At 39.9% G+C, this 22,440-nt stretch carries 20 protein-coding genes; 18 read left to right on the forward strand and 2 right to left on the reverse strand.

Annotated elements, in window-relative coordinates:
• Positions 1–35 precede the first annotated feature (35 nt).
• Positions 36–1,739 (forward strand): glutamine--tRNA ligase/YqeY domain fusion protein, encoded by a 1,704-nt coding sequence (locus tag L877_RS0103350; protein ID WP_051437646.1) that lies wholly within the window; start codon positions 36–38, stop codon positions 1,737–1,739.
• A gap of 19 nt (positions 1,740–1,758) precedes the next feature.
• The gene (locus L877_RS0103355; protein WP_026834888.1) at positions 1,759–2,658 is read left to right on the forward strand and encodes a DUF2225 domain-containing protein; all 900 of its coding nucleotides are present in this window, start codon (positions 1,759–1,761) and stop codon (positions 2,656–2,658) included.
• On the opposite strand, the gene L877_RS0103360 is transcribed toward L877_RS0103355, so the two are convergent.
• Complete coding sequence (locus L877_RS0103360) at positions 2,649–3,383, reverse strand: DUF6062 family protein (RefSeq protein WP_026834889.1); 735 nt, start codon at positions 3,381–3,383, stop codon at positions 2,649–2,651. The genes L877_RS0103355 and L877_RS0103360 overlap by 10 nt on opposite strands.
• Positions 3,384–3,677: 294 nt before the next feature.
• Between L877_RS0103360 and groES the strand changes: the two genes are divergently transcribed.
• From groES to L877_RS11975, 9 genes are all read left to right on the forward strand, one after another.
• A complete protein-coding gene (groES, locus tag L877_RS0103365) occupies positions 3,678–3,962 on the forward strand; it encodes a co-chaperone GroES (RefSeq protein WP_026834890.1) in 285 nt (94 codons plus the stop codon).
• A 26-nt stretch (positions 3,963–3,988) separates the two neighbouring features.
• A complete protein-coding gene (gene groL / locus L877_RS0103370) occupies positions 3,989–5,614 on the forward strand; it encodes a chaperonin GroEL (protein ID WP_026834891.1) in 1,626 nt (541 codons plus the stop codon).
• Positions 5,614–6,114, forward strand: a complete 501-nt coding sequence (locus tag L877_RS0103375) for a hypothetical protein (RefSeq protein ID WP_026834892.1) — start codon at positions 5,614–5,616, stop codon at positions 6,112–6,114. The genes groL and L877_RS0103375 overlap by 1 nt, the downstream gene beginning before the upstream one ends.
• Before the next feature lie 1,109 nt (positions 6,115–7,223).
• A complete protein-coding gene (locus L877_RS0103385) occupies positions 7,224–9,782 on the forward strand; it encodes a right-handed parallel beta-helix repeat-containing protein (protein WP_026834894.1) in 2,559 nt (852 codons plus the stop codon).
• Between the two features lie 116 nt (positions 9,783–9,898).
• Positions 9,899–10,381, forward strand: a complete 483-nt coding sequence (gene greA / locus L877_RS0103390) for a transcription elongation factor GreA (protein WP_026834895.1) — start codon at positions 9,899–9,901, stop codon at positions 10,379–10,381.
• Between the two features lie 10 nt (positions 10,382–10,391).
• A complete protein-coding gene (gene lysS, locus L877_RS0103395; RefSeq protein WP_026834896.1) occupies positions 10,392–11,861 on the forward strand; it encodes a lysine--tRNA ligase in 1,470 nt (489 codons plus the stop codon).
• A gap of 273 nt (positions 11,862–12,134) precedes the next feature.
• On the forward strand, positions 12,135–12,728 hold the full coding sequence (locus L877_RS0103400) for a type IV toxin-antitoxin system AbiEi family antitoxin domain-containing protein (protein WP_026834897.1): 594 nt from the start codon (positions 12,135–12,137) through the stop codon (positions 12,726–12,728).
• The gene (locus L877_RS0103405; RefSeq protein ID WP_026834898.1) at positions 12,719–13,618 is read left to right on the forward strand and encodes a nucleotidyl transferase AbiEii/AbiGii toxin family protein; all 900 of its coding nucleotides are present in this window, start codon (positions 12,719–12,721) and stop codon (positions 13,616–13,618) included. The genes L877_RS0103400 and L877_RS0103405 overlap by 10 nt, the downstream gene beginning before the upstream one ends.
• A complete protein-coding gene (locus tag L877_RS11975) occupies positions 13,609–13,809 on the forward strand; it encodes a hypothetical protein (protein ID WP_034784972.1) in 201 nt (66 codons plus the stop codon). Before L877_RS0103405 ends, L877_RS11975 begins: the two co-directional genes overlap by 10 nt.
• 172 nt (positions 13,810–13,981) lie before the next feature.
• Here L877_RS11975 and L877_RS0103420 read toward each other — a convergent pair whose 3' ends face one another.
• A complete protein-coding gene (locus tag L877_RS0103420) occupies positions 13,982–14,275 on the reverse strand; it encodes a type II toxin-antitoxin system RelB/DinJ family antitoxin (protein ID WP_026834900.1) in 294 nt (97 codons plus the stop codon).
• Positions 14,276–14,436: 161 nt separating this feature from the next.
• Between L877_RS0103420 and L877_RS13820 the strand changes: the two genes are divergently transcribed.
• From L877_RS13820 to L877_RS0103460, 7 genes are all read left to right on the forward strand, one after another.
• Complete coding sequence (locus L877_RS13820) at positions 14,437–14,580, forward strand: PrgI family protein (protein WP_242837111.1); 144 nt, start codon at positions 14,437–14,439, stop codon at positions 14,578–14,580.
• A 451-nt stretch (positions 14,581–15,031) separates the two neighbouring features.
• A complete protein-coding gene (locus L877_RS0103435; RefSeq protein ID WP_026834902.1) occupies positions 15,032–16,366 on the forward strand; it encodes a sensor domain-containing diguanylate cyclase in 1,335 nt (444 codons plus the stop codon).
• A gap of 59 nt (positions 16,367–16,425) precedes the next feature.
• Positions 16,426–17,241 carry a TIGR02452 family protein gene (locus L877_RS0103440; RefSeq protein ID WP_026834903.1) on the forward strand — a complete coding sequence of 272 codons (816 nt, stop codon included), beginning with the start codon at positions 16,426–16,428 and terminating at the stop codon, positions 17,239–17,241.
• Between the two features lie 12 nt (positions 17,242–17,253).
• Entirely contained in the window at positions 17,254–18,534 is a 1,281-nt protein-coding gene (locus L877_RS0103445; protein ID WP_026834904.1) for a sensor histidine kinase, read from the forward strand.
• Positions 18,535–18,547: 13 nt separating this feature from the next.
• On the forward strand, positions 18,548–19,231 hold the full coding sequence (locus L877_RS0103450) for a hypothetical protein (RefSeq protein WP_026834905.1): 684 nt from the start codon (positions 18,548–18,550) through the stop codon (positions 19,229–19,231).
• Position 19,232: 1 nt separating this feature from the next.
• A complete protein-coding gene (locus tag L877_RS0103455) occupies positions 19,233–19,886 on the forward strand; it encodes a PrsW family glutamic-type intramembrane protease (RefSeq protein ID WP_051437647.1) in 654 nt (217 codons plus the stop codon).
• Between the two features lie 87 nt (positions 19,887–19,973).
• Positions 19,974–22,439 carry a hypothetical protein gene (locus L877_RS0103460; RefSeq protein ID WP_026834907.1) on the forward strand — a complete coding sequence of 822 codons (2,466 nt, stop codon included), beginning with the start codon at positions 19,974–19,976 and terminating at the stop codon, positions 22,437–22,439.
• The last annotated feature ends 1 nt before the right edge of the window (position 22,440 follow it).

The raw sequence follows: 22,440 nt of genomic DNA on the forward strand, positions 1-22,440 counted from the left end.
ATGGTGTGGAAGTTAACTTTTCAGGAGGAAATACAATGGCAGAAGTAACAAATAATGAAAATTTAGATAATGAAGAAACAGAAGTAGTATCCAAGAACTTTATCGAACAGGAGATTGATAAAGATTTGGAAAGTGGAAGATATAGTGATATTATGACTCGTTTTCCACCGGAACCTAACGGATACTTGCATATAGGACACGCAAAGTCTATCATCTTGAATCAAGGACTTGCAAAAAAGTATAACGGAATATTTAACCTTAGATTCGATGATACTAATCCGACAAAGGAGAAGGAAGAGTTTGTAGACTCAATTCTCGAGGATGTTCAGTGGATTATCGGTGGGGAGAAGCCACCTGTATACTATGCTTCGGCATACTTTGACAAGATGTACGAGTGTGCTGTTAAGCTTATTAAGAAGGGAAAAGCCTATGTGTGCGACTTGACACCTGACGAAATCAGAGAGTACAGAGGTACCCTCACAGAACCAGGGAAAAATAGTCCGTACAGAGATAGAAGTATAGAAGAAAACTTGGATTTGTTTACCAGAATGAAGGACGGAGAGTTCGAGGATGGAGCCAAAGTTCTTCGTGCTAAGATTGATATGTCAAGTCCTAATATCAATATGAGAGATCCTATTATCTACAGAATCGCTCATATCAGCCATCACAATACAGGGGATAAGTGGTGTATTTATCCTATGTATGATTTTGCTCATCCAATCGAGGATGCAGTTGAGGGAATCAGTCACTCCATCTGTACGCTTGAGTTCGAGGATCACAGACCACTTTATGATTGGGTGGTTAAGGAGTGTGAATTTGAGAATCCACCAAGGCAGATCGAGTTTGCAAAGCTTTATCTCAAAAATGTTGTAACCGGAAAGCGTTACATCAAGAAGCTTGTAGAAGACGGAGTTGTAGATGGATGGGATGACCCACGTCTTGTGTCTATTGCGGCTCTCAGAAGAAGGGGCTTTACTGCTTCATCTATCAGAATGTTTATGGAACTTTCAGGTGTGTCAAAGAGCAATTCAACATCTGATTATGCTATGCTTGAGTATTGTATTCGTGAGGACCTTAAGATGGTTAAGCCTAGAGTTATGGCTGTTTTGGATCCTATCAAGCTCATCATCACCAACTATCCTGAGGGACAGGTTGAGGAGCTTGATGTGCCAAACAATCAGGAGAATCCGGATATGGGTACGAGAAAAGTTCCATTTTCCAGGGAACTTTACATTGAGAGGGGAGATTTCATGATTGATCCTCCTCGCAAGTATTTTAGATTATATCCGGGCAACGAGGTACGCCTTATGAGTGCCTACTTTGTGACATGTACTGATTACAAGACAGATGAGAATGGCAATGTCACAGAAGTGTATTGTACATATGATCCTGAGACCAAGAGTGGTTCCGGCTTTACCGGACGCAAGGTCAAGGGAACTATTCACTGGGTAGAGGCGACAACAGCCAAGGAAGCAGAAGTGAGATTATATGAGAATCTCATTGATGAGGAAAAAGGCGTTTATAATGAGGATGGAAGCATGAATATTAATCCTAATTCCCTTACTGTGCTAGACAAGTGTTATGTAGAGCCTTGCCTTGCAGAGGGAGCGCCTGGAGATAAGTATCAATTTATGAGAACTGGTTACTTCTGTCTTGATACCAAAGACTCAAAGCCAGACCACATGGTATTTAACAGAATTGTTTCTATGAAGAGTTCATATAGACCTGATAAGAAATAATACCAGATGAGGATAGAGTATGAGTAAGCTATTTGAAGGATTGGATGCACTTGGAATCAAAGTAGATGACAAAGTTGACATTTATGAGGAAAACAAAGTGTCACCGGAAGAACAAAGTGAGATTGTCGATAATAAGGAAGAGATAGACGAAGAGGAATTCTTGTTTGATAAGGAGATTGAGTGTGCAGTCTGCTTCAAGAAATTCACTTCGAGAGTTGTAAAGACCGGCAGATTGAAAATCATCGATTCTGATTCAGATCTAAGGCCTATCTACAGAGAGTTTGACATGGGAAAGTACGATGTATGGTCATGTCCTCACTGCGGATATACGTCGCTTTCTAGATTTTTTGCCGGCATAACTTCTAAGCAGAGAAGTTTTATCAAGGAGCAGAGCATGGAGAGCCATGGCGTCGAGAATGAGAATGCCACATACTCCATTGACGATGCTATAATGCGCTACAAACTTGCTTTGTATTATTCAATTCTCAAAAAGGGAAAACTCAGTGAAAAAGCCTATACTTGCCTAAAGTTGGCTTGGATGTTTCGCAGCAAGAGAGAAAATCTGGAGAAAAGTCTTGAGGAACTCTTGGATGTAGAAAATGCGAAGGATATCAATTTCGAAGAAGTCGTCAAAGTCAAGATGGAGATTGGAGAACTTCGCGATAGAGAGAAAGAAGCTATTCAAAATGCAGTTGTTGGTTTTGATGAAGCCTATGATAAGGAAAATTTTCCGATTTGTGGCATGGACGAAGCCACTCTTGGATATTTGATTGCAGAATTATATAGGAAAATCGGAGAATATGAGAAATCCATGAGGTGGGTTAATTCGCTTCTCAAGAAACATATTGGAAACAAGAGACTCAGAGAGCGAATAACCGTACTCAAGAATCGTATCAGGAAAGAGATAAATCACTCCTGATCACTTTGGGGTGGAACAATTCCATTAACTTTTGTCATAGCCCGTGGAACGGCATCCTTTGATGTCTTCCACGGTTTTTCTTTGTTTCTATAGTCAAACTTGTCGATGAACCAGGACAAGTCTTCCTCTACGCGCTTGTAGTTCTCGATGAAAACTCTGTCAATGGCGCGAGTGAACTCCTCTAAAGTGTTTCCGTGTAAACTCTCAGCGGCCTTCTCATAAAGCATGCCGTAATGCTCGAGACAAAGCCCCTTGCATTCATTGAGCTTTCTCGGAAATGCGCTGTCATTCTCATAGAGGTAAAATACTGTTGCGATATATCTCTCAAAAGTATGCTTGATTCTGTCGCAGATATAGCAGGAATTGTTAATCTTTTTGGTAAACTCATAGACCTGGCTTTCAGTGCTCTTGGAAAATAGTCCGCCACCGGTCTTACGTCCTTTTTTCTGCAACTTTTCGATTTCTTCAATCATCTTTTTCATATGTGTGTCCATGATGAGAGCAAGTCCGAGCCTGTTCTCAAAGTCATACATCATCTGCATATGAGGTCTGCAGAAACCGATTTTGTCGGTGGTAAGGCGGATGTCATCTTCCATATAACTTGGGCCCATGGCGAAGGCGACGGCATCATCCTCTAGTTTTTTACGCATGGCGCAGACAACGCATTCACAGTCTTTTTTGTCAAATATATCATTAACCGGAATGGTATAAAGTTGTTCTTTCATATTTTACTCCTTTGGTTTGTGCGAACATTTTTCTGTGTCATATATAATGATAACAAAACATCGGGTTACAGTAAACATTTTTAGGTAATTTGAACAAGAAATTTCAAATATTACAAAAAAGAGAGAAAAACAGAAAAAAGAGAAGATATAAGAAGAAAACAAGAGATAATGTGGAGATTCACACGGTTGCAATATAATCCATTAATTATTATTATATAGGAGTAATTAGCACTCGGGAACATTGAGTGCTAACAAATCAAAGTGAATGATTAACTATTAAAGGAGGAAGATAAAATGAAGTTGAAACCATTAGGAGACAGAGTTGTTCTTAAGCAGTTAGAGGCTGAGGAGACTACAAAGTCAGGAATTGTTCTTCCGGGACAGGCTCAGGAGAAGCCACAGCAGGCAGAGGTTATCGCTGTTGGACCAGGCGGAGTTGTAGATGGAGAGAAAGTTCCTATGGAAGTAAAAGTAGGAGACAAGGTAATCTATTCTAGATACGCCGGAACAGAGGTAAAACTTGACGGAGACGAGTATATCGTAGTACGCCAGAATGATATTGTGGCAATTGTTGAATAATATAGGAAAACTAGGAGGCTTTTATTATGGCAAAGGAAATTAAGTTTGGAGTAGAGGCGAGAACAGCTCTTGAGGCTGGTGTTAATAAGCTTGCTGATACAGTTAGAGTAACACTTGGACCAAAGGGAAGAAACGTTGTTTTGGATAAATCATATGGTGCACCACTTATCACTAACGATGGTGTGACTATTGCCAAGGAAGTTGAGCTTGAGGATGCATTCGAGAACATGGGTGCTCAGCTCGTCAAGGAAGTAGCAACAAAGACTAATGATGTTGCCGGAGACGGAACAACTACAGCTACTGTACTTGCACAGGCTATGATCAATGAGGGAATGAAGAACTTGGCAGCAGGAGCTAATCCAATCATCCTTAGAAAAGGAATGAAGAAAGCTACAGATGCTGCTGTTGAGTCTATCAAAGAAATGAGTGAGACACTTAAGGGCAAAGATCAGATTGCCAAGGTTGCCGCTATATCTGCTGGTGACGAGGAAGTTGGTAAGATGGTTGCTGAGGCCATGGAAAAGGTTTCAAACGATGGTGTTATCACAATCGAAGAGTCTAAGACTATGAAGACAGAGCTTGACCTTGTAGAGGGTATGCAGTTCGACAGAGGTTATGTATCAGCTTATCTTGCAACAGATATGGACAAGATGGAAGCAAACCTCACTAATCCATATGTTCTTATCACAGATAAGAAGATTTCAAATATTCAGGAGATTCTCCCACTTTTGGAAGAGGTTGTACAGTCTAGCGCTGAGCTCCTTATCATCGCTGAGGATGTTGAGGGTGAAGCACTTAGTACATTGGTACTCAACAAATTGCGCGGAACATTTAAAGTTGTTGCTGTTAAGGCTCCAGGATATGGTGATAGAAGAAAAGAAATGCTCAAGGATATCGCAATCCTCACAGGTGGTGAAGTTATCACTGAGGAACTCGGTCTTGAGCTCAAGGATACAACAATTTCTCAGCTCGGTAGAGCTAAGTCAGTTAAAGTTCAGAAAGAGAATACAATCATCGTTGACGGTGAGGGAGATAAGGCCGAGATTGAAGCTAGAGTTTCACAGATCCGCACACAGATTGAAGAGACTACTTCTGACTTCGACAGAGAAAAATTACAGGAGAGACTTGCTAAGCTCGCCGGCGGCGTTGCAGTTATCAGAGTTGGTGCTGCTACTGAGACAGAGATGCAGGAGGCAAAACTCAGAATGGAAGATGCCCTTGCAGCTACAAGAGCAGCTGTAGAAGAGGGAATCATCTCAGGTGGTGGTTCAGCATATATTCACGCTTCTAAGGAAGTTGCTAAGCTTGCCGCCAAACTCGAGGGAGATGAGAAGACAGGAGCTAATATCATTCTCAAAGCTCTTGAAGCTCCACTTCGCAGAATCGCTGAGAATGCTGGTCTTGAGGGATCAGTTATCACTGATAAGGTTCGCGAGAGCAAGGTTGGTACAGGATTCAACGCTCTTACAGAGGAGTATGTTGACATGGTAGAAAATGGTATCCTTGACCCAGCTAAGGTAACAAGAAGTGCATTGCAGAACGCTAACAGTGTTGCTTCAACATTGTTAACTACAGAGTCTGTTGTAGCAAATATCAAAGAGGACCTTCCAGCAATGCCAGCTGGCGGAGCTCCTGGAATGGGAATGATGTAATGGAACAAGCATATGCAGAGTTTAGTGTAAAGAGAAATAATCCGCCATATATCAATGCTCTCAAGGTGGTTCTCATAGTTGTGCTCGTCATCCTTTTGTTGATAGCGATGTTGAGTAGAAATGGAATTATGATTGCCCTTGGAGTGGGAGCAGCAGCTCTCTTGGGTTGGTATTGGCCACGCTTCAACGTGACATGGGAGTATGTATACTGTGACGGGCAGATTGACTTTGATGCTATCCTGGGACAGGACAAGAGAAAGAGCAATCTGAGAATCGATCTCGATGACGCGGATATCATCGCGCCGGAGAAATCACCGGCACTTGACGGATACAGACATCTCGAGGTGAGAGACTACTCTTCTAGGAGAAAAGATGTGATCAGATATGGAATCGCAACTAAGATTGAAGGCAAAGATGCCAAGATTCTTATCTACTTTGAGCCTAATGAGAAGATGCTCACACTCATAAAAGATAAATATCCCAACAAGAGCAAACTCTGATTTTGATTTGAAAGTCTGGGGGCTGTCGCACTAAGACAGTCTAAAAACAGGAAGAGTCCAACCGATTCGAGACGCAATGCATGCGCATTGAAGTCTCTCTCTGGTTGGCCTCTTCCTGTTTTGTTGTACTTATCTAGTGCTGACATTCCTCCAAAAAATAAAATCTCAGGCTTCGAAAAACCTGAGATATCGTATGAATCGAAGTATTCAGGCAGAAGGCTCATGAGAAAAAGAAAAGTACGAAAAAAAAGCAAGAAATCTATCCGTACGTTGCCCCCCAGAGCAAGACAAGTATAGAAGAACGTACCGAGGGGGAAGATGGGGGGCGTGTAACGGGAGATTAGGGTGTAAGTACGGCAAAAAAAGAATAATATGAAAATCTAGCCGTACCGAGAGGAAAGAGGTGGAAGCGTGTACCAGGGAATTGGAGCGTGAGTACGGCAAAAAAAGAATAATATGAAAATCTAGCCGTACCGAGAGGAAAGAGGTGGAAGCGTGTACCAGGGAATTGGGGCGTGAGTACGGCAAAAAAAGGAGAATATGAAAATCTAGCCGTACTGAGAGGAAAGAGGTGGAAGCGTGTACTAAGGGGTTGGGGTGTGGGTACGGCAAAAAAACAAGAAATATTAGATTCTAGCCGTAATTTGCACACAAAACAGAGGACGGGATCCACGAGAAAAAAGAAAAGTACGGCAAAAAACAAGAAATAAGAGAATCTAGCCGTAATCCGCATCTAAAACAGAGGACGAGGTTTACGAGGAAAAGAAAAGTACGGAAACAAAGCAAGAAAAAAGAAATCTATCCGTACGTTGCCCCCAGAGCAAGACAAGTATAGAAGAACGTACCGAGAAGAAAGATGGGGCAAGCGTGTACCGGGAGATTAGGGTGTAAGTACGGCAAAAAAACAAGAAATAATAGAACCCGCTTGGGAACTAAGCAAGTCGCTCCGCGGGCATACCAAATCTTCTTTTTTCTATTTGGACGCAATTTTTTTCATAAGACATATAAATGTCACAATCATGGTATAATATATGTTTGGTAAGGAATAGTGGAATTCCCATTTGTGATTTGGGAATACAATACGTTTTGTTTAGGAGGAAAGAGGAATCGTGAAGAAGAGAACAGCTATATTATTAACACTTGCAACATGTACAGTAATGGCTGGAGCAATGTCAAGCGATCAGGCGATGGCGGCGAAGAAGTATTCGATTAAGCCATCTACCAAGCCATGTGAAAAAAAGCTTAGAGACAAGGAAGTCTATAATTCCAAGACTAAGAACTATCTGACTATAAATTCATATCTCAATAAGATAAAAAAAGGGAAAAAAGGTGGAACGCTGGTTCTCAAAAAGGGAACATACAAGATTCCGACTGCTATTAAAGTGCCTTCCAAGGTGACCATCAGGCTCAACAAAGGAGCAAAGATAGTTAAGACGACTTCGGTTGGAAAGTCCAAACTCAAAGTTAGTAAAGTTCTTTTTAGCTTCACCAAGAGCGGTGCGACTGAATATAAGGGAATCAATAAATCAAAGATTATTTCAACCAACAATTCAATCATCGATTTGGGTAATAAGAAGGGATATTCGGCAATCCAGATAAAAAACTCCAACAATATAGAAATCTCCGGACTTAAGTTTAAGGGTAGATATGGAGGCGCATATGTAAGAGTCGAGGGAAGTAGCAATGTCACTATCCAGAAGTGCAATTTTAGTGAGGGCAGTAAGACGCTTTCCAAGCCTACTTATAAGGCGGCAGTATCTATTGACGGCGTCGGAACATTTCCATGTAAAAACGTGAAAGTCAAGAACAGTAAATTCAATGGTTTGCAAGAGGGGATATCGAACAAGGCGGCTGTTAATACTTCATATGCATATGGAATGGAGATAAGCGGAAATAAGTTTACCAACATCTCCGGCCGTGCGATTGTGGGAACTAAGTTTAATGGTGCGCTTATTTTCTCCAATACTATTGCGAGGACAGATGATAAAAAGACGAGTTATGCTATTTATATGTACTCGGCAAAGAATGTCAGGGTATACTCCAATACTATAAAGAATTGTAAGTATTGCGCGGGATTCGGAAGAGTATCGTCGGTTAATAACTCCATGAATGCCGAGTGCAAGGGGCTTCTTATAAACAATAAGGTTTCCGACTTGACTCATATGTACATTCCTTACAACAATGGAACAAAGACTAGAATATACTTTGAAAATAAAACAGAGAATTCATTTACATTGACGCCGACAAGTAAGCCTTATTATGAGCATTATACCAATTGCGACAGTTATACGGCCAACGGCGGTCAGATGAAGACCTATTATATGCTGAGGTCTTATATGGAGCAACTCGAGGACGTTGGAGGTGGAACTATCACGCTTAAGGCGGGCGAGTATGTGCTCAGTCATTCAGTTTGCATTCCTTCGAATGTCAAGCTTGTCTTGTCAGACGGAGTTGTGATTAAGAAAGTTAAGGCGACGAATACTAACATAGCTACGAACAAGGCACTTATAGTCATCGTGCCACCATCTAAGTCGGCAACCAAGTCAACTGTGAGTGGATACAACGGATCACAGAACGTGACGATTGTGGGTCAGGGAACAGCGACACTAAATTGTGCCAGCGTGACCAATGCCATGGGAATCGTTATGGGACATGCCAAGAATGTGATTATCAAGAATATCAATTTCCTGAATGAGTACGGCTCCCACTTTATAGAGCTCAATTCTTCTCAAAATGTAACGGTGGAAAATTGCATGTTCAAGGATTTTAAGATATATAACAACAAGAGTCACAAAGAGGCAATCAATATAGATACCACGGATTCCAACAACAACGGATTCAATTATGAGTGGTCAACCCATGATAGAACAGCATGCGATACCGTAAATATCAAGGGATGCGAGTTCGTCAACATGGGAACAGCTGTGGGAAGCCATACTTACTCTGTGACAACTGCAGATAAGAAGAAGCAAGTGTACCACGAGAATGTTACCATAGAAAAATGTTCCGTCAACAAGACATATAATGCGGCCATAAGAATCCTCAATTGGAAGGATCCTGTCATCAAAAACAATGATATCAAGGGAGTTCAGGCTCTCGAAGATAACAAGGGTTATAACTATACATGTATCTTGTGTAAGGGAATTGTAAATCCTACAATTACAGGAAATAAGTTTGACAGAACAGGTGCCAAGAAGAAGAATTACGCGATTAGAATTCTCGAGCTCACTACAGCGGTGACTCAAGGGGCGATAAATGCAGGATATGCCGACACCATATCATCTGTTTCCGAAAAGAATCAGGCGGATATGAGAAACAATACTGTAGGTGAAATGTGTTACAAGAGATTTCTCACCAAGTATGCGGACGGAAGCAATGACCTCTACGTTGATAAGCTAGATGATGAGGGCAAGCCTGTTGAAGATGCAGAGGGAAATGTGGTCAGAATCAAGAACCCTAAGACCTTGTTCTCTAATTGCGAGGATGATGATACACAGGATGATCCTGTAGATGACGGAGGAGACAAGGAAGAGGATGACTCCGATGAATCTGCAGTGGGAACATCGAATTCCAACAAAGATTCATCAAATCAAGCTGCATCAGGAAGTGCCGTGAGCGGAAGTTCCGTGACTAGTTCGAGTGCAACGGGAACTTTGACAGTGAAATAAGATTTGACAATAACTGAATACTACTATATAATATTAGATTGAGAATATAGAGAATGCATCCACTGACTCGGTACGAATCCGAGTCAGTGGATTGTAGAGATTTATGGAGGTTAAATATGGCTGAGGTAAAGAAGAATATTTTGACAGAAGATGGTTTGCGCTCACTTGAAAACGAGTTGGAAGAACTCAAGGTAGTTAAGCGTAAGGAAGTTGCTGATAAGATTAAGGAAGCTAGAGAGCAGGGAGACTTATCAGAGAATGCCGAGTACGATGCTGCCAAGGAAGAACAGCGTGACATCGAGCACAGAATTGAAGAAATTGAGAAGATTCTTAAGAATGCTGAGGTCGTTATTAATGACGAGATCGATGGAAGTAAGATCAATATTGGAAGTTATGTAACGATTAGAGATATGGAATTCAAAGAGGATTTGGATTATCAGATAGTTGGTTCTACAGAAGCAAACAGCCTTAAGGGAAAAATCTCTAACGAGTCACCGGTAGGTAAGGCTCTTATTGGATGTAAAAAAGGACAGACAGTTACAGTGGAGACACCGGCTGGAGTTCTCAAATATAAAATTACGGATGTAAGAAAGGCTTAAGGAGGAGAAAATGGCAGAAGATATGAACCAATTGCTAAAAGTGAGAAGGGAGAAGCTTCAAAACCTTTTAGATGCAGGAAAGAATCCATATGAGATAACTAAGTGTGATGTGACACATCACTCAGTAGATATAAAGGAAAACTATGATGAGTTAGAGGGCAAAGTTGTTACGGTTGCCGGTCGTATGATGTTCAAGCGTGTTATGGGTAAGGCGTCATTTTGCAATATTAAGGATCTCAAGGGAAGCATCCAGGCTTATGTTGCAAGGGATAGCATAGGAGAAGATTCATATAAGGACTTCAAAAAATACGATGTGGGTGACCTTCTTACAGTCACAGGTGAGGTATTTAAGACTAAGACCGGTGAGATTTCAATCCATGCAAGTGAGGTTGTGCTTATATCTAAGAGTTTGCAAATCTTGCCTGAGAAGTTCCATGGACTCACAGATACAGATATGAGATATCGTCAGAGATATGTAGATCTTATCATGAATGACGATGTTAAGAATGCATTTATCAAGAGATCTAAGATTATCAGCACTATCAGAAAATTCCTTGACAACAAGGGATTTATGGAAGTTGAGACACCTATGCTTGTCTCCAATGCAGGTGGTGCGGCAGCTCGTCCATTTGAAACTCACTTTAATGCTCTCGACGAGGATTTGAAGCTTAGAATATCACTTGAGCTTTACCTCAAGAGACTTATTGTAGGCGGAATGGAGAAAGTATACGAGATAGGCCGAGTATTCCGTAACGAAGGACTTGACACTCGTCACAATCCTGAGTTCACACTCATGGAGCTCTATCAGGCCTTCACAGATTATCATGGCATGATGGACTTGACAGAGGAAATGTTCCGCTACATTGCCCAGGAAGTATTGGGAACAACTACAATTACCTTCCAGGGAACAGAGATGGATCTCGGCAAGCCATTCGAGAGAATTACTATGGTTGACGCTGTTAAGAAATATGCTGGTGTTGACTTTAATGAGATAAAGACACTTGAGGAAGCTCAGGCAATCGCCAAAGAGAAGGGCGTTGAGTTTGACAAAACTCACAAGAAGGGCGATATTCTCAACTTGTTCTTCGAGGAGTTCGTTGAGGAGCACCTTATCCAGCCAACATTTGTCATGGATCATCCTATTGAGATTTCTCCACTTACTAAGAAGAAACCTGATAATCCAGAGTATGTTGAGCGTTTCGAGATGTTTATGAACGGCTGGGAGATGTGTAACGCATATTCAGAGTTAAATGATCCTATTGACCAGCGCGAGCGTTTTAAAGCCCAGGAGGAGCTTTTGGCGCAGGGTAATGAAGAGGCCAATAGGACAGATGAAGACTTTATGTATGCTCTCGAGCTCGGTATGCCACCAACAGGTGGAATTGGTTACGGAATCGACAGACTATGTATGCTGATGTGTGATCAGCCAGCGATAAGGGACGTACTACTCTTCCCGACACTGAAACAGTTGGATAAATAAAATGCCGTAAAATCAAGGGCTTCAGCAATCATGAAACTCGGTTTTGTAGCAAATTTGTAGCAAATATTCAATCGAATACAAGCGAGTATGAGTTTATAGAATTTCCACTTAGGAAAAGAACTCATACTCGCTTTTTTTGGAAACGAGCAGGAGATTCTTTCCCTGCGGGCCTTTTTTTCTTGACATTTTTCTCGACAGGAGATATACTTGATTTATCAAACTATACAATAACCATTAAAAAGTTGTATATTATAATAAAATGAGGGTGATAACATGAGCGAAAGTCTTAAAATGGTTTTTGATAGGCATGGTGGTCTAATGAGAACCGCGGAGCTAAAAAAAGAAGGCTTTTATTATAAGAAAATCCAGCGTCTTCTGGAAGAGGGCGAGATAGAGCAGGTTAGACGTGGTTACTATCAATATTCAGGGGAAGATTCCTTTTCGGACATTCCCGCTATTACGACACTCTTTCCGGATGGAGTAATTTGTATGGAGAGTGCACTGGATTACTATGGCTATACGGATAGGACCCCGGCGGCGTGGCATCTGGCAGTGGATAATAAGAGCACAAGAACAAGATTCTATATTGATTATCCTATTGTAAAACCACATTTTATTCGTAGTGAACGATATAAGGTAGGGATAGAAGAAGCGGAGATTGATGGTAAGCCTGTAAAGATATATGACAGGGAAAGAACGATTTGTGATCTCCTTCTTCATAGAAACAAAGTTGATGGAGAGGTTTTCAATGTGGCTATCCAGCGATATGTTCAGGATCCTAAGAAGGTGGAGGCACGACTTATGAAGTACGCAAAACTACTTCACGTGGAAAAAAAGGTAAGGGAGGTGCTTGGAGTATGGCTGTAAAGAACATGGCGGCATCGGTACTGACGAGATTAAAGAATCAGTCAAAGGAAGAAGGGATTCCATTTCAGAGGGTTCTTCAGCTTTTTGCTCAGGAAGAATTTCTGAGAAAACTATCACTTTCCCAGTATGCAGATAATCTGATCTTAAAAGGTGGGATGTTTATCTATACACTGACTGAATTTGATTCAAGACCGACGAGGGACATTGATTTTCTGATAAAGAATCTGCACGGAAGCTTGGAGAATATCAAGCATACCATGAGAGATATCTGCAATATAAGTACCGGCAATGATTTCATAACGATAGAGGTTCTGGGGACGGAAACTATCTCAGTAGATAAAAAATATCCAGGTGTAAAAACTTCTTTTATGGGAAGCATAGGAAAGGTGAGGATTCCGTTCTCCATTGATGTTGGTATTGATGATGTGATCGTTCCTGATCCGATAAAAAGGATGATTATTACAAGATTGCCGGATTTTGTTTCTCCGGAAGTGTATACATATTCGTTAGAAAGCACTATTGCAGAGAAATTTGATGCAATTCTTCAGAGGATGGCCGGAACAAGTAGGATGAAGGATTTCTATGACATTTATTATCTGTCTGGGATATTTGATTTTGAAGGAGAGATCCTTATCGAAGCGGTTAAAAGTACTTTAGATCATCGGAAAAGAGAATTGCAGGATGATGTTTTTACGGAAATTGAAGATTTTAAGAACAATAATGCATTGAATACCCAGTGGAAGGCTTTTGAACCGGCGAAAGAATCTGGATTATTGTTTGATGATGTGCTGGACAGACTGGCAGTATTTCTTGAACCCATATACCAGAACATGCTGAGTGAAACGAATTACGACAAACGATGGAGCTGCGAGAGTAAGATGTGGATTTAAGAAAGGAAATTCTGACAGGGATGTTAAGGACTACAGGAAGTAAAAGAACTGCCGGAGGACTCGAAAAGGCAAAGAAACTGCTAGCCAAGCTTGCAGAGTATAGGCCTCTTGCCAAGGTGGAGGAGCGCGAAGAAAAGCCTCCCGAGGTGAGAACACCAAGTAAACGCCAAAGCATGGGTGTGGATGATTAAGAGTATGGTGGGTAGCTGCGTTTCGGCGTGGCTGCCCGTTTTTTTGTATAGCAATAAAAAAGAGGGATACGAATTATATCATCAAGAAGAGCGATGTCAAGATGCCGCTTCATGGAACGTTTGTAGTCTTTTTTGAACTGCGTGGACCAGACAATACTGTACTTTTGTTCTTTCATCGCTTAAGCTCCGCAAGTGCTTCTTCCACATCGGAATATTTTTTTATATTCGGATTGTGGGCGAGGCTGTTTGCTTCCATCATGGCAGCGATGGTTTCCTGATTAGGCTTATCAAGTCTTACATCAAATGGAAATCCACCGGCACGCAGCGACTGGCGGAGAAAAACATTGATTGCAGTTGTAAGGTTGATGCCCAGCTCTCCATACATAGTTTCACATTGTGATTTGATGTCCTTATCCATACGGACACTAAAGGTAGTAGTAGTTGATTCTTTGGTTGCAGCAGACATAGTATCAACTCCTTTCGCTTAATTCTAATTAAATTATATATCTATTGCATTGCAATGTCAATTCAATATCTGTCTTTTAGACAGATAATTCGACAAAATGCGGAGGATTATATGGAAATAGAAGTAAACAAAGATATAGACCGCTACAAAGAGACGGTGTCATGGGGCTTACGGCAAGGCAGCTCATATTCGGATATATGGGTGTGACAGTCAGCGCCTACATAGCAATTCCGGCTGTTGCACCGATAGCACTTTCGGGGTTTTATTCTTACAATGGAATGGGGATGGCAAGACCATATAAATAAAAAGAAACGGGTAACCCTTTGGAATCATAAGATTTTACTTGGAAAAAACCCATTTCTTCTGAGAATTATATTGAGGAATTTAAGATGATTTGATAATATTGTTATCATTAATGATATAAAATTTAAAGGTAAACGTTCGGTTAATTGGGATGATATAAAGGCATGCCTATTTGAAAAAGAAGGATTTGGCATGCCCCGAGAGGGGGAGAGACTTGACAAGTATAATAAAACAGGAAGAGGCCAACCAGAGAGAGACTTCAATGCGCATGCATTGCGTCTCGAGTCGGTTGGACTCTTCCTGTTTTTAGACTGTCTTAGTGCGACATCTCCTTTTTTAAAACAAGAAAGTGTTGAAGAAACTCCTCTTTTTGTGGTAAAATAATAAGAAAAGGATTTGCACTTATGAAGTGCAGTAAGGGATTATCAGTTACGGCAAAGATTGGAGAAAAGTATGGAATTTAAACAGTTAGAATTTAGCGAGATTGGAGTCGCTCTTGCGAAGAGATTTGACTGTCTTAACTATATTGACATCACGACAGGAGCATATAGTGTATGTGTTAGGAGAAAAGTTTTCACTAGAATTTCTTTCCCGAATGAGGGGAAGGATTTCTTTGAGGACTTTAACATCTATGCCCCAACTTTCATACATCCTGATGATGTAGAGAATGTATTAAAGCTTCATAACAGAGAAAACTTAATTAATCATCTCAAGAAGAATGAAACATACTCGATTGTATATAGATTGATTGATGACTCTAAGAGTATACATGTACGTCATATGGGGCTTTTGAGCGATGATCGCAAGCACATGATTATTTGTGTAGAAAACATCGAAGAAGAGATAAGAGAGAAAAAAGCACAAGACCGAGTTCTTCAGTCGGCACGGCGTATGGCAAGACTTGATGATTTGACTGGGATTCGCAATAAGAACGCCTTTAGAGAAATGGTATCAACTATAGATAGTAAGATTGAATCGGGGGAAAATGTTGCTCCTTTTGGCGTGGTAATGTGCGATGTCAATGAACTAAAACTCATTAATGATACAAGAGGTCATAATTACGGAGATGAGATAATACAGCGAACGAGTAGGATAATCTGTGAAATCTTTAAACACAGTCCCGTTTTCCGTATTGGTGGTGATGAATTTGTTGTAATTATCAGTGGAGGAGATTATGACAACAGAGATTCTTTGTTAAAACAATTGAAAAAAGAATCTAGGGCCAACAAGCAATCTCGCACCGGTCCTGTTATTGCATGTGGAATGTCCGTATTTAATCCAGATATAGATTCATCATTTAAAGCAGTACATGAGCGAGCTGATCAGATGATGTATGACAACAAAAGTGAACTCAAATCCGTTCGTTATAAAGATGGATTGGTTAATACAGAAAGGTATGATCCACCTATTCCCGATGAGAGGAAAAGAAAATTAGATAGCTTATTCGGCGCGCTGGTTACAGTATCTGATGGAGGATATGTCTTTTTAAATGATATGCGATATGATTATTCGCGATGGTCACTTGCATTGGTTGATGACTTCAATATTGAGTCCGAATATATGTACCGCGCAGATAGTATATGGAGAAAGCATATTCATCCAGATGACTTGGAACAGTACAATGAATTAGTTGATTTGGTATTAAACAAAGATGAAGGTGTCAGAGCTATGAACTACAGGGCATTAAGATCGGATGGCACATATGTGATGCTCAGCACAAGGGGGTTTATCTTAAGCAATATTGATGGCAAGCCTGAATATTTTGGAGGAATAATAGTTCCTCAGTAAATGCCATATCATGTGGGGCGACCAATAATGAAAAAGGATTTTTATTAAGGAGAAAATGTATGAATAGTATTGAGGTAACGAGAGAAACACTTAAGATTATCAAAGAAAAAAGATATAATCTAGATGGGGAAGAGATTAATTTTCCCGATGTGGATTTTGAAGAGGTGACCGTGATTACACCCGAAGACGGAGAAAAACTATGTGGTGTTGATTTGGCAAGCTATGAGGATAAAGCTTATAAGATTAGCGTTGTCAATGCGGATTCTTTTCAAGCGGGAAGAGAGTTCGACAACCCACTGGTAATGAATTTTGCCAATGCACATAAAGCGGGTGGAGGTTTCATGTTGGGGGCCAATGCCCAAGAAGAGTCATTGTGCAAGTGTAGTACTTTGTATGCATCTATAAGTTCTAAAAAAGCGGCGACCATGTATCGCTATAACAATACACATATTAGTCGAGAAGAGTCTGATTATATGCTCATATCTCCTAATGTCATTGTATTCAGAGATGAGAAATTCCAATTAGTAAAAAAACCAACAATAATGTCAGTTATAACTGCGCCTGCGCCAAATCGGTATGGAGCAGCAGTTTTTATGCGCGAAGATAATATCAAGAAGATTTTTCTGAGAAGAATAAGAATACTGTTATGTGCTGCTGCGAGCCATGGATATAAGAATCTAGTTTTAGGTGCATGGGGATGTGGTGCCTTTGGAAACAAGGCAGAAAATGTTGCCGAGTACTTTAGAAGCATTATTGTTGACGAAGGCTATGGAAAATGTTTTGACGAGATTTGCTTTGCAATTCACGGGGAAGAGAATGGAGAGAATATAACTTCCTTTAGAAAAGCATTTCAAGACATACTTACAAGTGAATAAGGAGAGATATATATGACAGCAGAACAGTATTTGCGTATATCTGTTGAGTTATGGGGATGTTTTTTTTGCATAATAGCAGCTGTTGCTGTATTTATTACGAGAAGAAGCGACCAGAAAGGTGCCAAGGGACTTATCTGGGTTATATTATGTTGTGTTATCCTCATGTCTTCTGAAATACTATTGGTATTTGCCACGGAAATGACAGAAAGTGACTATAATATATTGCGAATTATTCACTTTAGTAATAATTTTATGGGAATGCTTATCATTCCGTTAGTTGCAGAATATGTATCTCATATTATCTGTGTTAGAACCGATGGGACAAGGATATACTGGAGCACAGTTGAGTGGGGACTATTTGTATTAGGAATCATACTTTTGATTATCAATGAAGTTAGCCCATATATTTACTTTTTAGGGGAAGACGGCGAGTATATAGGGTTGGCATTCTTTTTTGTGCCGGCAGCGGTTATATTTGTCGGTCTTTTGATGACTTTAAGTGTTGTAATAGTATATATTAGATATTTGGCGAATATAGAAAAAGTTGCAATCATATCATTTCTTCTGTTACCGATGTTATCAATGATAATGTTGCTTTATGATGACGGTAAATTCTATACTAACATTGCCATTGTTATATCAGTTATGATTATGTTTTTTGCATATGAGATTAATTATTCAGATTATATGGTGAATTTGGAGAAGGATCTTAATGATGAAAAACTGAGGATAATCAATCAACAGATGCAACCGCATTTTATATTTAACAGTCTTGCCTTGATCAGATATCTTTGTCGAACCAATCCCCAGGAGGCGGTTAAGAGCATAGATGATTTTTCTGTATGTATGCGAAAGACAACGGACTTTATGGGACACAGTCAATGTACTGATGTGGCAAATGAGATAGATCTCGTAAAGCATTATTTAAATATTCAGAAGAAGAGATTTAATGAAAAGATTGATATAGAGTTTTCGATTAAAGATGAGGATTTTAGCATCCCACCTTTTTCCATTCAGACATTGACTGAAAATGCTCTGCACCACGGCTTGTGTGATGGGCAGGTGGAAGATGCCAAGATAGTTATAAAAACAGAGAAAATAAATGGAAATCATATCGTTGTTATTAGTGATAACGGAGTGGGATTTAATGTCAGCGAAGCTCAAAATGACGAATCCGGACACGTTGGCATAAGTAACACGAGAAAGAGAATAGAGGTTATGTGTAACGGAGAACTTGTTATAGACAGTAAGCCAGACACAGGCACAAGTATTAAAATAATCATTCCAGAATAGAGGAGGTAGTGCAATGAATTTGGTCACGATGACAAACATAATAGTATTTACTTTTGCCTTTATAAGTTTTATCTACGGTGCAATCACTTTTTTAAAACCCAAGAAGGCGCTATATGGTAAAATGATAGTTCTTGCAATGCTATGCATTGTCTTTGGACGTTTGTTCAACATAGTAAGGCTTTTGACAGGCGGAAATATTTATCAAACATTTCAATTAGGTGTACTTGGAACTATGGGAAGTCTTTTGTTCTTCTTCTCTTCAAACTATGGAACCCTTGATTCTCTAGTAGATGATGGAAATGACGAGTATAAGAAGTACAGACTGATGGCACTGGCGGCCCCTGCAGTGGCGATATTGCTGTATGCTTTTCTGTTCCTTATCGGAAATACTCCGATGTTATGGAAAGTTCAGGGAGGGGTGCTTAGTGTATTTGTGGCATTTAGTTCCTATTATCATCTCAAGCATCTTATTATTCCGGATGTTGACTTCGGAGTTGTAAGAAAGCTAAGACCTTATAATACCACGGCACTTATATATATGGTTGCCTCCGTATTGGAGTTCTACGCTTTGAGTCGAGAAAATGAAGTTCTGATACTAATAAGTGGTATTTTAATAGGTATTTTCGTATTAGCGATGATGGTACTTACAATTAGGGGACTGGATTTTGGAAAAACTAAGAAAAAGGAGGAAGCATGATATGGAGAATATGATTTATATACTGTTTATTTGTATATGCATTCCGCTTATTGTATGCACTCCTTTGGTTCAGAAGTCATCTAGAGATATTATGATTTATCTGATCATAGGTATCATGGCGGCATTGTTTGTATCAGAAATCAATGGAATATTGTTAAAATTCTTTGACAGAGATATGCTGTTTGTAACAACGACAATCACACCGATTACAGAGGAAATAGTCAAAGCTTTGCCGGTCTTGTATTATGTATTCTTGTTTTCAAAGTCGAGAAAGAAGCTTTTATCAATCTCCTTTGCCTTGGGAATAGGATTTGCGCTGTTTGAGAATACATTTATCCTCATTCAAAATGTGGAAAATGTTTCGCTGGGATGGGCTGTGATTAGAGGTTTCTCTACGGCGTTGATGCATGGTATATGTACAGCAGCTATCGGATATGGATTAAGTTATATAAGTATCAGGAGGAAGTTGTCAGTTCCCGGAACATTTGCACTTTTGATAACTGCGATTATATATCACGGAATATTTAACATGTTAGTGCAATCGATGGATCTTAAGTACTGCGGATTCTTCCTTCCAATGGCTACATATATTCCGTTCCTTGTATATTTGTTGATAAAGAGAAAGAAAGAAAAATTGAATACAGAGGGGGCATGATTGTCCCCTTTTTGTCCCCTTTATTATGCTATAATCAAATTGGAGTATTTATAAAGGGGATATTTTGTCAGTATGGAGGTGTAGTCCATGAAAAAGGATTTTAAAAGATTAATTGCAGTTATGATGGTATTAATAATTTCTTGCATTACTTCAGTTACGGGATTTGTTCCGAAGGGGGCGAGTGCTGCAAATGCTGCTTCGGAAGACAATAAATCCGGCAAGTACCTGAGCCAGATTATGATTGGCATGGGTGATACGGAGAAAGAGGCATCAAAGGAATTAGAAGAAAATGGATATACTATTCTGAAAGATGAGTCGGGAAAGAAGGCTGATCTTAATGAGGGAGCCGGCAATGACAATATACTGAAGAGAGGGGCTTCTAAGAAGATTGTATATTTGGGATACAAAACTACAGCCAGTGTTGATGATGCAATTACAGATATGGCTGTTATGAATATGAATGGTGGATATTCTATAGAGGATTACAATGCTCTTATGGATCAGCAGATGAAATCACAGATTAAGCCATTTGTAGATAGGTTTCAAGCTACATTGGAAGAGTATCGCAAGAATTACAAAAAACCTAAGAGCACGAAGAATTATATTCGCGCCAATTATATGAGAAAATTGCTGAATAAGATGACAGACGATGACACAGGTGGACAGCCAATAGGTGATCTTCTCCTCAATAAGACTAAGTATGAGATGGGAGATGAAGAGTACAATAAACTTTCTGATACAGAGAAAGCTAAGCATGCAGATATACTGACAATTCTTATGCAGGGCAACGGTAAGGCGACTCTTACGATGGAAACTTTGTTGACCAAGGCATCGGATACATCAACAAAAGATAATTGGATAGATCGTTTTAGGGAGATTAGATTAAGTGACTTAAAGGATCAAGTGAAGAGTGAGGATAAGAGCGCGACGACCCAAGCTGATGTCAATAGTGCTCTTGATAGAAAGTATCATGACACAGCGACTGCTATATTGAAAAAGTGGGAAGTTTTCCAGTCAGAAATAAAGAACTACGAAGAAATAGCAGAAAATATAAATGATACTACCGAAGATATTACTGAGAGAACAGAAGAAGTTGAGGATATGGACATCACGAAGGCGACAGAAAGTGAAGTTGATGAATTGTTAGATGTTCATGAGGAAACTACAGATGGTCTTAGAGGTTTAGGTACTGTAGCAGTCGGTGTTTATCTGAATAGTGTCAAGTATGAAGATGAGAGTTTGTTTGATTTCTTCATGCAAGATAAGAGTAATTTTTCGGGAAAGAGTAATATCAGAAAACTATATCCGATGGTAGAAGCTCTTTCTCCCGGACAGATCGCCGGTCTTGACTTTGTGTCAATTATGGATTTGGTTCAGTTGGCGATATCGGATGAGAATTCATATAAAGATGTTCAAGAGATGTCAAGTGATGTAAAAAGTACATCTATATATGAGAGTGTTGACAGAGCTATATATGAAAAGGGAGGAGTTGCACTTACAAGCGATGCCTTGAGGGAAAGGGCGCGTGAAAGAGAAACTGACCCTAAGAGCTTTAAACTTAGCACATTGACAACAGTTTTATGGATATCATCTGCATGCTTTGCAGGGGCTTCCATAGCATCCAAAATTGTGTCAAAAGCTATGACTAAAGCTTTTAACATTCCTACTGCGGTAAAGGATATACCAAAGGCATATATATGTTATTGGGATCAAGCAGATATGCTAAAGGATACTCTAAAGAATTTAAATAAGCAAATTGATTTTTTTAAAGGACACTGGGGGGGACTCAATACTGAAGAATATATTAAGACTGCCACAAAAATACAACAGAGACTCGATGAACTTGAAGCTGCGGGAACTAATCCGAAGCCAACGAATGTCACTGGTTCAATGGCAAAAAAATTGGCTATTGGCTTTGCAGTTATAGCAGTTATTATGACTGTGGTTTCAACTATTATGACAATTAAGGAAGCAATGGAGTATTATGATACGGAGTATATATCTATACCAAATTATATAGTAGATGAGAGTGATATCAAAACTAAAAATGATAAGGGTGAGGAAGTGATGGTCAAGAATCCGACCGCGTATTATAAAGTTGTCAAATGCAACCGAACTGCTGGCGATTCTGGCACCACCAAAAAGAACTTCGAGATAATGGGAGATCATAATGATTTAAAGGGAGATATTGGAAGAGAATGGCTTTCGCTCTACACAGTGAAGAATGTTAAAGGTGCTCCGATTCTGGCAGATTCTCTTTTGTACAAAAAAGGAGATAGTAAACTTCCAAGTGGGTATAAGACCGGAATTCATGAATTCGGAAATGATGCAGCATGTGATCTCAACAAGAAGGGATATTTATTTGTAGAAGATCCACCTGTCATCAAGGTCTACTTCAAACAGGAAGCAGAAAAAGATTCAAAGAAACCTGCTGAAACAGGATCTGTATTCTCAGGCGGAATGTTTACCATGGGAATAGGATTTGGAGTGATTGCGGGCGGACTATTTGCAGGATTGGCATTGAAACGCAAAAAGGTGGTTAAGTCCAAATAAT

Source organism: Eubacterium xylanophilum ATCC 35991 (assembly GCF_000518685.1).
Lineage (GTDB): Bacteria > Bacillota > Clostridia > Lachnospirales > Lachnospiraceae > Eubacterium_F > Eubacterium_F xylanophilum.